At 51.2% G+C, this 13021-nt stretch carries 14 protein-coding genes; 13 read left to right on the forward strand and 1 reads right to left on the reverse strand.

From position 1 onward, the window contains the following. Positions 1-88 precede the first annotated feature (88 nt). The 12 genes from DXA70_RS05085 to DXA70_RS05140 all read left to right on the forward strand — a co-directional run bounded on the left by DXA70_RS05085 (position 89) and on the right by DXA70_RS05140 (position 11506). Positions 89-304, forward strand: coding sequence for a Maff2 family mobile element protein (locus DXA70_RS05085; protein WP_055186938.1), 216 nt, complete (start codon positions 89-91; stop codon positions 302-304). Between the two features lie 218 nt (positions 305-522). Continuing rightward, complete coding sequence (locus DXA70_RS05090) at positions 523-1389, forward strand: VirB6/TrbL-like conjugal transfer protein, CD1112 family (RefSeq protein WP_128117795.1); 867 nt, start codon at positions 523-525, stop codon at positions 1387-1389. 12 nt (positions 1390-1401) lie between these two features. After that, entirely contained in the window at positions 1402-1764 is a 363-nt protein-coding gene (locus DXA70_RS05095; RefSeq protein ID WP_128117796.1) for a PrgI family protein, read from the forward strand. Continuing rightward, positions 1739-4108: a VirB4-like conjugal transfer ATPase, CD1110 family gene (locus DXA70_RS05100; protein WP_128117797.1), complete on the forward strand. Its 2370-nt coding sequence runs from the start codon at positions 1739-1741 to the stop codon at positions 4106-4108. Before DXA70_RS05095 ends, DXA70_RS05100 begins: the two co-directional genes overlap by 26 nt. Continuing rightward, positions 4105-5838, forward strand: coding sequence for a C40 family peptidase (locus DXA70_RS05105; protein WP_128117798.1), 1734 nt, complete (start codon positions 4105-4107; stop codon positions 5836-5838). Before DXA70_RS05100 ends, DXA70_RS05105 begins: the two co-directional genes overlap by 4 nt. Continuing rightward, positions 5835-6122: a DUF4315 family protein gene (locus DXA70_RS05110; RefSeq protein WP_128117799.1), complete on the forward strand. Its 288-nt coding sequence runs from the start codon at positions 5835-5837 to the stop codon at positions 6120-6122. Before DXA70_RS05105 ends, DXA70_RS05110 begins: the two co-directional genes overlap by 4 nt. Then, positions 6109-6846 carry a DUF4366 domain-containing protein gene (locus DXA70_RS05115; RefSeq protein ID WP_128117800.1) on the forward strand — a complete coding sequence of 246 codons (738 nt, stop codon included), beginning with the start codon at positions 6109-6111 and terminating at the stop codon, positions 6844-6846. The genes DXA70_RS05110 and DXA70_RS05115 overlap by 14 nt, the downstream gene beginning before the upstream one ends. A 60-nt stretch (positions 6847-6906) precedes the next feature. Next, complete coding sequence (locus DXA70_RS05120) at positions 6907-8979, forward strand: DNA topoisomerase 3 (RefSeq protein WP_128117842.1); 2073 nt, start codon at positions 6907-6909, stop codon at positions 8977-8979. Continuing rightward, positions 8979-9893, forward strand: coding sequence for an LPD16 domain-containing protein (locus DXA70_RS05125; protein ID WP_158565133.1), 915 nt, complete (start codon positions 8979-8981; stop codon positions 9891-9893). Before DXA70_RS05120 ends, DXA70_RS05125 begins: the two co-directional genes overlap by 1 nt. Continuing rightward, on the forward strand, positions 9883-10086 hold the full coding sequence (locus DXA70_RS05130) for a transposon-transfer assisting family protein (protein ID WP_128117801.1): 204 nt from the start codon (positions 9883-9885) through the stop codon (positions 10084-10086). Before DXA70_RS05125 ends, DXA70_RS05130 begins: the two co-directional genes overlap by 11 nt. A gap of 121 nt (positions 10087-10207) precedes the next feature. Next, a complete protein-coding gene (locus tag DXA70_RS05135) occupies positions 10208-10978 on the forward strand; it encodes a PIN domain-containing protein (RefSeq protein ID WP_128117802.1) in 771 nt (256 codons plus the stop codon). 135 nt (positions 10979-11113) lie between these two features. Further along, positions 11114-11506, forward strand: a complete 393-nt coding sequence (locus DXA70_RS05140; RefSeq protein WP_128117803.1) for a hypothetical protein — start codon at positions 11114-11116, stop codon at positions 11504-11506. A 445-nt stretch (positions 11507-11951) separates the two neighbouring features. Here the strand turns inward: DXA70_RS05140 and DXA70_RS14185 are convergent, their stop codons facing one another. Then, positions 11952-12197, reverse strand: a complete 246-nt coding sequence (locus tag DXA70_RS14185) for a hypothetical protein (protein ID WP_182398665.1) — start codon at positions 12195-12197, stop codon at positions 11952-11954. 160 nt (positions 12198-12357) lie between these two features. On the opposite strand from DXA70_RS14185, the gene DXA70_RS14190 reads away from it, so the two are divergent. Beyond that, complete coding sequence (locus tag DXA70_RS14190) at positions 12358-12714, forward strand: TnpV protein (protein ID WP_243001113.1); 357 nt, start codon at positions 12358-12360, stop codon at positions 12712-12714. Positions 12715-13021 lie beyond the last annotated feature (307 nt).

Here is a 13021-nt window from a genome sequence, read left to right on the forward strand (position 1 = left end):
ACTCCCACCGCAGCTTGCGGCTCAACTATTATGGCTTCAGGTGTGTACGGACGGTCTACAAGTTTTCAATTATAAAGGAGAAACGACTATGGAATTCTTTAACTCTGCTATCGAAGTTCTTCAGACTCTGGTTGTCGCTCTGGGTGCTGGCCTCGGCGTTTGGGGTGCCATCAACCTGCTGGAAGGTTATGGCAACGATAACCCCGGCAGCAAGAGTCAGGGTATGAAGCAGCTCATGGCTGGCGGCGGTGTCGCGCTGGTCGGCATTACCCTGATTCCTCTGCTGAGCGGCCTGTTCGGTTAAGAACCGCGGGCGGATTTATTCCGCCTGTACATACGCAATCGCTTCAATCCTCGCTGTGGATAACAGCCCCTATTATAATAGGAAGTGAATTGCTGCAAGACCATCCACCCATCAACGAAAGGCGGTGCTATTATGCAGCTTCTGACCCACATTATTTTTGTTCTGAACCTTCTCAAGACCCTTATCAACCACTTCACCTAAAGGACGGTGACTGCTGAATGGAAACCGTTCTCAAAGCCATAGCCGATTGGATAAAGGGTATCCTGACGGCTGGCATCATGTCAAACCTGTCCGGGCTGTTCGATGCCGTAAATGAGCAGGTCGGTGACATTGCGCAACAGGTCGGCACACGGCCATCGGCCTTTGAACCACGCGTTTTTGCGATGATCGAAGCCCTTTCCCGGAATGTTGTGCTGCCTATCGCGGGCATCATCCTCACATTTATTGCCTGCTATGAGCTGATCGAGATGATAACCCAGCACAACAACATGACGCAGTTCGAGCCAGCTCTCATCATGCGATGGATCTTCAAAACAGCAGTGTCTGTCTGGCTTATCAGCAATACCTTCGATATTGTCATGGCCGTTTTCGACCTGACGCAGAAAGTTGTGTCCGATTCCAGCGGCATCATTGCCGGAAATACCCGTGTCAACGACATTGGGCTTTCCATGCTGCAATCCAGCCTGATGCTGATGGACGTTGGCCCCCTGTTCGGGCTGTTTTTGCAGTCCTTCTTCATCGGAATCACCATGAGAATACTGTCAATCGTGATTTTCGTCATTGTGTACGGACGCATGATCGAGATTTACTGCATGGTGAGCCTTGCACCGATTCCCATGGCAACATGGGGTAACCATGAACAAAGCCACATGGGGCAAAACTACCTGAAATGCCTGTTTGCGCTGGGATTTCAAGGCTTTCTCATCCTCATCTGCGTGGCAATTTACGCCGTGCTGATACAGTCGGTAGCGATTTCTGGTGATGCCATCAATTCCATCTGGGGCATTGTCGGCTACACCGTCCTGCTCTGTTTCAGCCTGTTCAAGACCAGCTCAGTCACAAAAAGCGTACTGGGTGCGCATTAAAGGAGGTGTTCTATGGCTGCGTATATTTCTGTTCCCCGCGACTTAACTAAGGTGAAGTCCAAAGTGGCTTTCAACCTGACAAAGCGGCAGCTCATCTGCTTCGGTACGGCGGCACTGATTGGAGTGCCGCTTTTCTTTTTGCTCCGGGATTCCGGCGGCAACTCTGCTGCCACCCTTGGCATGATGGCAGTCATGCTGCCTGCGTTTTTTCTCGGTATGTACGAGAAAAACGGTCAGCCGCTGGAAAAGCTGCTGTCGCACTATATTCAGGCGCGGTTCCTGCGCCCGAAGATTCGACCTTACAAGACCAACAACTACTATGTACTGCTTATGAAAGGAGGGTCAGCCCATGCCGTTTTGGAAAAAGACCAGTAAGGGCGGCAAGAAAAAGCCGCCGAAGCCCACTGTTCCCCGGACAGCGCAGCAGTCCATCCCCATGCAGCGGATGTTTGAGGATGGCACTTGCCGGGTGAAGCCGAACTACTACACCCGGACGATCGCCTACCAAGACATCAATTACCAGCTTGCCCAGCAGGAGGACAAGACTGCGATTTTCGAGGAATGGTGCAGTTTTCTGAACTTCTTCGATTCCAGCATCAAGTTTGAATTGTCCTTTGTGAACATGGCAACGGATAGCAGCGAGTTTGAAAAGAGCATCCGTATTCCGTTCCAGAAAGATGGTTTCGATGATGTTCGTGCCGAGTATTCGCAGATGCTGCGCCAGCAGCTTGCCAAGGGCAATAACGGTTTAACCAAGACCAAGTTCATCACCTTCGGCGTGGAGGGTGAAAGCATGAAAACCGTCAAGACCCGGCTCGACCATGTTCAGAATGATTTGCTCAACAATTTTCATCGGCTGGGTGTGCAGGCCAAGCCGCTGAACGGTGGCGAGCGGCTGAAACTCATGCACGATATGTTCAACATGGACGGTGCATCCAAGTTCCATTTTGACTGGAAAGATCTCGTGAAAAGCGGCCTTTCGGTGAAAGATGCCATTGCACCGACTGCTTTCGCCTTCAAAAACAGCCGCACTTTCCAGATGGGCGGCATCTACTGCGCCGCCAGTTTTCTGAGCATCACGGCCTCCGACATCAGCGACCAGCTTCTGAAAGATTTTTTGGATATGGATTCCAGCCAGATCGTCACCATGCACATCCAGTCGGTAGACCAGAACCGCGCCATCAAAACGGTCAAGCGGACCATTACGGAACTCGATCGCAGCAAGATCGAGGAACAGAAGAAAGCAATCCGTGCCGGGTACGACATCGACATCATTCCGTCCGATTTGGCAACCTATGGCCGGGATGCAAAGGCTCTGCTGAAAGAATTGCAGAGTCAGAACGAGCGGATGTTCCTTGTCACTTTTCTGGTGCTGAACACCGGCCGCACTGAGCAGGAACTGGAAAACAACGTCTTTCAGGCCAGTTCCATCGCACAGAAGCATAACTGCAATCTGTGCAGACTGGACTACCAGCAGGAACAGGGGCTTATGTCCTCTCTGCCGCTGGCCGATAATCAGATTGAGATTCAGCGCGGCCTGACCACCAGCAGCACAGCCATTTTCATTCCATTCACCACACAAGAATTGTATCAGGCGGGCAAGGAATCTCTGTACTACGGCCTGAATGCCCTCTCCAACAATTTGATTATGGTGGATAGAAAGAAACTGAAAAATCCGAACGGCCTTATCCTTGGCACTCCCGGCTCCGGCAAAAGTTTCTCGGCAAAACGTGAAATCACCAATGCCTTTCTCGTGACGGACGATGATATTATCGTGAACGACCCAGAAGGAGAGTATGCGCCGCTGGTAAATCGGCTGAAAGGTCAGGTTATCAAAATCTCGCCCAACAGTACCCAGTTCATCAACCCGATGGACATTAACGCCAACTATTCGGAAGAGGATAATCCACTGTCCCTGAAAGCGGACTTTATTCTTTCCCTGTGCGAACTGGTGGTCGGCGGCAAGGAAGGTCTGCTCCCGGTGGAAAAAACGGTCATTGACCGCTGTGTGCATCTGATTTATCGGAAATACTTTGCTGACCCCTGCCCGGAAAATATGCCGATTCTGGAGGACTTGTACAACGCCCTGCTCCAGCAGGACGAAAAAGAAGCCCATCATGTCGCCACTGCTCTGGAAATCTACGTCAAGGGCAGTCTGAATCTGTTCAACCACAGAACCAACGTAAACGTCAACAACAGAATCGTGTGCTATGACATTAAAGAGCTGGGCAAGCAGATGAAGAAGCTCGGTATGCTCATCGTACAGGATCAGGTCTGGGGGCGTGTTACCGCCAACCGCAGCAGCGGAAAGTCCACCCGGTATTATATGGATGAGATGCACCTTCTCTTAAAAGAGGAGCAGACAGCGGCCTATTCCGTGGAAATTTGGAAACGCTTTCGTAAATGGGGCGGCATCCCGACTGGATTAACGCAGAACGTCAAAGACCTGCTTTCTTCGCGTGAGGTCGAGAATATTTTCGAGAACTCGGATATGATTATCATGCTAAATCAGGCTGCGGGCGATAGACAAATCCTCGCAAAACAGCTCAATATTTCGCCCCATCAGCTCTCGTATGTGACCCACTCCGGCGAGGGCGAAGGTCTGCTTTTCTTCGGCAATGTTATTCTCCCGTTCGTGGACAGATTCCCCACCGATTTGGAACTGTATCGCATCATGACCACGAAGCTGGGTGAGGTTTCGGAGGGCAAAAAGGAATGAGCAATCCGAAGCTGAACTTCAAAGAGGAAACGTCAGCCCAAAAGACACGCTCTCCCCCGAAGAAAGCGAGGGTCGAGCAGTCCACGCCCAAAAAGAAGAAGCTGAAACTCGATGCGGACAAGGCCGCAGAAAAAAACCAGCATTTGCGATTTGGCAAGGCAGAACTGACCCCGGACGAACTGAGCCGTTTGAGCAAAGCGCAAAAGCGCGAGATGTACGCTGCCAATGCCGCCCGGACTGCGGTGCATCGGGAAATCGACCAGTATGAGGATGAAAACGTCGGTGTGCAGGCGTTGAGCGAGGGTGAAAAGGCCGCTGGAAATGTCCGCGATATTTCCAAGAGCCGCTATGCCCGGAAGCTCAAGAAGAAAGCCAAGATGCAGGGCAAGAAAGGCTCCAAAGCCGCTAAATCTTCTGCATCGGAGCCGACTGCGGCACAAGATGCAGGCGCATCCGGCACCGGAGAGGGAGGCTCCAACTGGCTTTCACGCTGGAAACAGCGGCAAGAAATCCACAAAAGCTACTATGCCGCCGCCCGTTCGGGCACGGCGGCGCAGACCGCAAGCGGCAAAGCGGCATCCAACGGTGCATCTGCCGCCCGGTCCAGCATGGAACAGGCGGTAGAAAAGGGCAAAACTGCCGTCAGCACTGCCGTGAAAGGGCTGGCGAATGCCGCAAAGAGTAACGCGCACGTTCTTGTGATCGTGGGCGTTTTTGTTTTGCTCATCCTGATGGTGATGTCTGGTTTTTCCTCCTGCGGCATCCTCTTTTCGGGCAGTACCCAAGTATCCGGGCAGACGATTTATTCTGCCGAGGACAGGGACATTCGCGGTGCAGAACAGGATTACAAGAAGCTAGAAAAGGAACTGGACAAAAAAATCAAGCGCACTCCGCAAGACCATCCGGGCTACAACGAGTATCAGTACCATCTTGACCCCATCGAACATGACCCGTGGCAGCTCACTTCCTTCTTGACTACCCTGTATGACGATTACACCCGGTCGGAAGTGCAGGGTAAGTTGCAGGAGATTTTCAAAAAGCAGTACAAGCTGACAACGTGGGTCGAGGTGCAGATTCGGTACAAGACCGTATGGATCATTAGTCCTGCGGGCATCCCAGTTCCTACGCAGGTGCCGTATGAGTACAAGATTTTCCACACCAAACTGGAAAACCGTGGTCTGGAAGTTGTTATCCGGGAAGAGCTGACCGAAGATCAGTGGAAACGGTACGAGATTTTTCAGGACACACTGGGCGGTCGGCCTTACCTGTTCAACGGTGGTCTGCCGCCCGGTGGCTCGGATGGCTCCGGCGCACCCGGCATCGACTACACGGTTCCTGCGGAAGCTCTAACTGACACGGAGTTTGCCGATATCTATGAGGAAGCCAAAAAATATGTTGGCACTCCCTATGTTTGGGGTGGCTCCACCCCGGAAACAGGCTTCGACTGCTCCGGCTATGTCTGCTGGGTCTACAATCAAGCTGGTTATGATGTTGGGCGCACCACCGCTAACGGATTATGGCAGAAGAGCCAGCATATTTCCGAAGCCGAAGCAAAGCCCGGTGACTTAGTTTTCTTCAAAGGAACGTATGATACGCCGGGGATGAGCCACGTTGGAATATATCTCGGTAACGGAAAAATGGTCAGTGCTGGCGACCCCATCAAATATGCTGACATCCACTCGTCCTACTGGCAACAGTATCTTGCCGGATTCGGACGGCTTTCAAAATGATTGGAGGGTTCTATTATGAGCGAAAAACTGGAAAAACTGCGAGCGATGCTCGAAAAAGAGAAAGAGCGGCGCATCAAGCTGAACAACCGCATCGAAATTCTGGAACGGCGGATTCAGGAGCCGAAGCCGCCGAGGTAAACGAAATGGTGCGTAGTGCAAAGGTCAGCCCGGAACAGCTTGCTGCTCTGCTGCGGCAGTCGGCCAACGCCACCCCGAACCCGGCTGCGCTGGCCGTGGTCGGTGCTGTATTTGCAAAGGAGGAAGATACCAATGATGAAGATTAAGAAATTCGGCGCACTGCTGGTATCGGCAGTGCTGTGCATCGGCATGGCCGCTCCTGCTTTCGCCTATGAGGGCGATACCACCCCGGTAGAAGAACCTGTTCTGCCGGAAATCGTGGAGGAAAAAGATGCTGTCACCATTACGGATGAGGAAACGGGCGCATTGACCCCGGAAGGCAATCTGACACTGGTGGACGATTACTACACCAATTATTCGGACGGCTCCGGCCAGCAGTTCATTACGATGGTGAGCAAGTCGGGTGCCACCTTCTATCTGGTAATCGACCGCAATGCCAAAGGACAGCAGACCGTTCACTTCATGAATTTGGTTGATGAAGCCGACCTTTTGACCCTGATGGAGGAAGAGGATGCAGAAGCCTACAATGCTGAAAAAGAAGCGGCGAAGCAGGCTGAACTGGACAAGCTGAAAGCCGAGGAAGAAGCCAAGAAAGCCGCAGAGGAAGCGGAAAAAGCGGCAGACGTTCCGAAAGAAAACAAAATGACAAAATATGCTGCGGCTTTTCTCGGTGTCGTGGCACTAATCGCGCTGGCGGCTGGCGGCGGTTTCTATTTCTTCATCCAGCAGAAGAACAAGAAACAGGCAGAAAAAGAAGCTATTGACCCGGACGTGGACTACACCGAGGATACGGGTGACTTTGAGATTCCCCCGGAGGATGATTCGGACGATGAGGATACTTCCGAGGAACAGGATGTAACTCCTATCTGATTTTAGGGCGGCGGTTGCCGCCTACATACCATAATCCGAAATAGATTGGAGGGAACGCTTATCGCAATTTTGATCGTGACCGAAAAGCCGTCCGTTGCCATGTCTTACGCCAAGGTTTTGGGGGTGCAGGGGCGGCAGGATGGCTACCTTGAGGGCAGCGGCTATATCGTGAGTTGGTGTATCGGCCATCTGGTAGAACTGGCTCCGCCCAGCACCTACGATGAAAAGTACGTCAAATGGAATGTAGCCGATCTGCCTATCCTGCCGCAAAGGTGGCAGTACCTTGTGTCTGCCAGCACAAAAAAGCAGTTCGGAATCCTGAAAAAGCTCATGCACCGCGCCGATGTGGAGAGCATTATCTGCGCAACGGACGCAGGGCGTGAAGGCGAACTGATTTTCCGGCTGGTTTACGAACAGGCTGGGTGTAAAAAGCCTGTTTCCCGGCTGTGGCTGTCCAGCATGGAGGACAATGCCATCCGGGAAGGCTTTGCAAATCTGAAACCGTCAACAGAATATGATGCACTGTATCAGGCTGCACTCTGCCGGGAACGTGCCGATTGGATGGTCGGCATCAACTGTTCCCGGCTTTTTTCCTGCCTGTATGGTCGGCCTTTGGCAGTCGGCAGAGTAATGACCCCGACACTTGCCATGACGGTGGAACGAGAAGCCGCCATTGCTGCTTTTGTCCCGGAAAAGTTCTACACGGTGGCTCTGGAGCTGACAAGCGGTTTTGTGGCATTAAGCCGCCGCATTTCTGAAAAAGCGGACGCGGAAAAGCTGCTTGCGGAGTGCAGAAAGGAGATGGTGTCCACGATCCAGAAAATCACGCGCAAGGAAAAGGCCGAAAATCCACCGCCGCTCTATGACCTCACTACGCTCCAGCGGGATGCCAACCGCTTGCTGGGCTTTACAGCACAGCAGACCTTGAACTATGCACAGAGCTTGTACGAGAAAAAGCTCATCACTTACCCGCGCACGGACAGCCGTTTTCTGACTGAGGATATGGCGGCATCGCTGCCGGGGCTGATGTCGGCTGCTGCGGGAGCCTTTGATGTGCATGAAGCCGTGCCTGTCCATGCAGAGCAAGCAATCAACAACAGCAAAGTCAGTGACCACCATGCACTGCTGCCCACGGCAAGTGTGGCACAGGCAGACTTTTCGGCTTTGCCCGCCGGAGAATTAAGCATCCTGCGGCTGATTACGGTGCGTCTGCTCTGCGCTGTTGGCGAACCTCACCGCTATGCGGAAACCACCCTGACCACCATTTGCGCCGGGAAAGAATTTTCGGCAAAAGGCAAGGTAGTTTTGGACGAGGGCTGGAAAGGCATCGAGCGCAAAATGCTGGACGATCTGCTGGACAAAAAGAAAGAGCCTGCTGCTCTGCCGGATGTGCAGGAGCAGAGCGAGTGCGGCATTGCTGGTGCTGAACTGAAAGAAGGCCAGACCTCACCGCCGAAGCATTTCACAGAAGATACGCTCCTGCACTCTATGGAAACGGCCAGCGCGGACAGTATGCCGGAGGATGCAGAACGTCAGGGCATTGGAACTCCGGCTACGCGAGCGGCTATTATCGAAAAATTAGTGGCAAAGGGCTTTCTGGAGCGCAAAGGCGACAAGAAAACCAAAGTGCTGCTGCCTACCGACAAGGGCAAAGCTCTGATTACAGTGATGCCCGAAGAAGTCCAGTCCGCTGACATGACTGCCGACTGGGAAACAAAACTGCTGCGCGTGGAGCGCGGCGAGATGGAGCCAAAGACATTTATGACTGAAATCAACGATATGATCTCCTCGCTGGTAAACACCACCGAGGCCGTGAAAGGAGCGAGTGCGCTTATGAAAAATAAAGTGATTGGTATCTGCCCGAACTGTGGCAAATCTGTTGTGGAGCGTGAAAAGGGCTGGTTCTGCGAGAACCGGGAATGCCGCTTTGTACTGTGGAAAGACAACGCCTTCTTCAAGCGTCTGGGCAAACGGATGGATGCTCATGTAGCCGACAAGTTGCTGCGGGACGGCCGTGTCCGCCTGAAAGACTGCCGTAGTGCCAAGGGCAAGACCTACAATGCAACGGTTTTGCTGACCACTGAAGCCGATGGTCGCAGCAAATTCTCGCTGGAATTTGAGGGCAGTTGCTGATGGAAAAGCTAAATGAAGCGGTCTACCTCATCAACGATGAACGCTATCTGCACCTCCGAGAAAATAGCGCAGGTGTTGGCTTTGCCACTTATAATAAGGTAACGGGCGAACCGCTGGAAAGCGGGCAGATTTCCGAAAAGAATCTGCCGCCGGATGGCAGGAACATGATGGCTGCTGCTCGGAACTGGTATCTGTTTGTACTTTCGGAAGATGAGCGCAAGGTCATCCAACTTGAAAGCATAAAAATTCTCGAAAGCGTTCCCGCATCCGGCATCCACAAACGGCGTATTTGGGAGCCTGAAACGATGCCAAAAGATATTCGGCTCATCAACAGTCACTATGACGATCTCTACCGAATTCCTGATGGTGGTGTGATTCAAGTGGACTACCCGGATGGCCGCAGTTTTACGGCAAAGCTGGAACATTTGGATGATTACCACTTTGATATGGGCGGTCTGGGCAATGTGTTCCACATCTGCCAGTTTGCCGATGTTATGGGCAGGAACCACGCAGATTTCTACCCAGAAATTCAGACGCAGGATAATCAGGGTGCATGGGAGCTGGGCGGCAAGGGCTATATTGCTATCCAGTCCTGTGATGATGGCTGGGATTATACACTTTATCACAGCGACTTTTCCGTGATGGATGGCGGGCAGGTTGACGCGCCGGAGCTGACAATTCAGGAAGTCAGGGAGCAGATTCTGGAAGCACATCACATGGAAAAGGGGCGACGGCTGTTGCAGGACTATGACTTCGTCATGGACAGAGCCGCAGAAGCTGAAGAACTTGGTGCAAACAACCGCCATTCCACGCTGGAAAAACTGGCTTCGCTGGCTGGCGCAAAAGAAAAATGCGATGTCCCGGAGTGCAGCCCCGTTGGGTGCCGGAAAGCGAGGGATGCTCATGAACTTTAATGGCGAAGAATTGATGCTGATGATGCTCTACAATTCCGGCACTCGGCTGGGGTTGATGCAGGAACTGCGGCTTATGCAGTGCTATCTTCTGCCGGATGAAACGGCATTGCGGGAATTGTCCGAGGGCGTTATCGAAAAGCTGAAACTCATATCGGATGCCGATTTCGATGAAGTTGAATTTCCGCTCAACTGATTTTTGCCGCCTGTTGGCGGCGTACATATCCTCTTTTGTGGTTGCGAATTGTGTGCTATAATCAAATTACTTTCAGGGGTCCTTTTTCTTTTTTGTGCCAGACAATCAAGGAGTATGATATATGGATTTCTTTGATACGCAAATCCTTTTTTACAAATTTAACGACAATAAGAACTCACTTGATAAAGACATCGAGGACGTTATTCAGAAATGTGATATAACGGGCGGTCAAATTTCATCTGTTGTTGCGTTAGAGTTTCTGGGCGTTATGGAAAAAGACTGTAATCGCGCAAAAATTTACCCTGTCAAATTGGCAATCAACCATCCGCCTTTACCTACTCACTATCGCTTCAGAAGAAAAGGATGTGAAATAGGAAAATATAGAACCGATAAGATTGTCCTCGATTTTAACAGCGAATTCGATAGCATTGTGATTTATTCAAACGAGGCCATCAGTCAACTAATAAATCGAAAAGATCTTGATGGATTGCTGTTTTTTGCAAGAAATACGTATAGCAGGAAAGATTATATAGCATTTCGTAATAAAGTGCAGTTCTTAATAGATTATGATTTATCTGTGGTTCCGATAACTCAAGAAATTATAGATGTGATGTACCGTATCTATGAAGAAATCAAAGGCGAGTACAATGTGAAAGTCAACTACAGAAATTCCTTTATGGATTTGCTGATTCTTGCCACAGCGGTCACATATAAGAGATACCTCTACACTAAAGACAAAGAGCTTCAGAAACTTGTAACACGGTATTGCAACTATGATTCTGGAATTGATGCTGCAAATGAAACGACACATATTGAATCTTCGGCTATAAAGAATAACGGACAGGACAATAAGGGGTTTGTAAATAACAAATGGCGTCTTATACGATCATAATAGTTTACTGCTAGTGACAGTCTATACGAAAAAATATTAACCCTCAAAGATGCGGTCTTGATAGCACTTGCGGATTTATGTTATACTAATAATACTTTATCGATTAAGACTTAAAACTGAAAGCGAGGACAGCCAATGGACACCATCAAGCGTTCTCCCCTTGACCGCCTGCTCTTTGCCACCTTTCTGAAAGGCCGCACATCTTCTCGTGAGATTCTGAATGAAAAAGGTGAGATTTCCCCCGAAGAAAACAAGAAGATCGAGGAAGAAACCAACGAAATTCTCAACGATGATTCCACCTATCCTATTATCAGATACCTGTCTGATCTGCTTGCAAAATCCAAACCCTCCGATGATGCTGTCAAGAAGTTACATGACTGCATCGACAAGGTTGCTGCCGCACTAGGGCAGGACAGCACCGATGTATTCCGCGCCCTGCTTGCAAAACTGATCGAGCAGCCGGAAGAGAAGCAGACATTCAACCGTCTGCTGGAGATGGCAGAGAAATTCGCCGCAAAATACGAATAAAATACCATAGATTCCATAAGCGAGTGACCTGAAAAGGCCGCTCGCTTTTTTGTTTTCCACGAAACATGAAGGGAGGAACGCAATGCCAAATAAAACGCAAGAATATCTTAATCTCGCCCAGCAAACGGCAAAGGAACTGACCCGGTATTGGGAAAACTGGACGGACTATCTGACCACTGCATCCCGGTTGTATAAATACAGCTATGCAGACCAGCTCATGATCTACGCCCAGCGTCCTGATGCTACCGCCTGTGCCAGTTTCGACCTCTGGAACAACCGCATGAACCGCTACGTCAGGCATGGCTCCAAGGGCATCGCCCTGTTAGACCAGTCCAGCAGTGTCCCACGTCTGCACTATGTCTTTGATGTGAGCGATACCGGGGTGCGCCGCAATTCTCGTGACCCTGAGGTGTGGCAGCTCGGCCCTGATCTGGTTCAGCCTGTGTCAGAAATGCTTGCCAGAGAATACGGTGTCCGGCATGAACGAATCACCCAGCAGATCGCGGACATTTGCGGCAAGCTGGTGGATTCCTATTGGGATAACAACAGCGGTGACATTCTCGACATCGTTGACGGCTCGTTCCTGATGGATTATGATGAAGCCGGACAGGAGTTCCAGTTCAAAAGTGCCGCTGCAATCAGCATCACCTATGCTGTCCTTGAACGATGCGGTTTTGAGCCGGAAGGACATTTTGACCGGGACGATTTTCAGGCCATCTTCTCCTTTTCCACTCCTGCCGCCGTGTATGCGTTGGGCACCGCAGTCAGCGAGTGCAGCCGGGATGTGCTGCGCAACATCGAAAGAACCGTAAAGACGACAATCCGCCGCCGCAATGTAGAAAGGAGCCAGTATGAATATGAACAGCAGGAACGTGACCTACTCGACCATCGGGGATTATCAGCTCCCGAACCTGACCCTGCCCCGGCAGGAGAAAACACTGGGCAAGTACGGCAGGCTGCGCCGGACGTACCTGATGAACCATCGCCCGGTGCTGTACAACACGATGCTTCTGTCGGGAACTCTGCATCCGCACCTGCTGGAGGTGGAGCAAACCGCAGAGAGCCGGATGCGGCAGACCATGCAGGAGTTGCTGAAACAGAACCCGGCTCCGAACAAGGAGCAGTATCAGATGGAGTGGGTGCAGCACATGAACAGCCTGAAAGCACAGGCCGAGGAACTGGTGATGAACGAGCTGATTTACAGCTAAGTTTCTTCGATGCACACATTCCCACCGAAGCTGAACAAATTGAATCCATCGACCAAGCGGAGAGCGAAATATCGCCCTCCGCTTTCTCTTTGTCACAGGCTGAGATCGAAAACGCGCTGCGGAGAGGTTCCAATGTTGAAGGCAGCAAACTTCGGATATGGAAAATTTATCAGTTGCAGCCTGACCGAAAACTCCGGGCAAAGGCTCTTGCCAACGAATATGCACCGTATGGCCCCGGCGGTTCTTCACACACTTATCTGGACGGAAGCAGTGGTTGGCTTGACCATGACAGCAAGGGGCTGACGTT

This window comes from Faecalibacterium sp. OF04-11AC (assembly GCF_003460645.1).
Classification (GTDB): domain Bacteria; phylum Bacillota; class Clostridia; order Oscillospirales; family Ruminococcaceae; genus Faecalibacterium; species Faecalibacterium prausnitzii_I.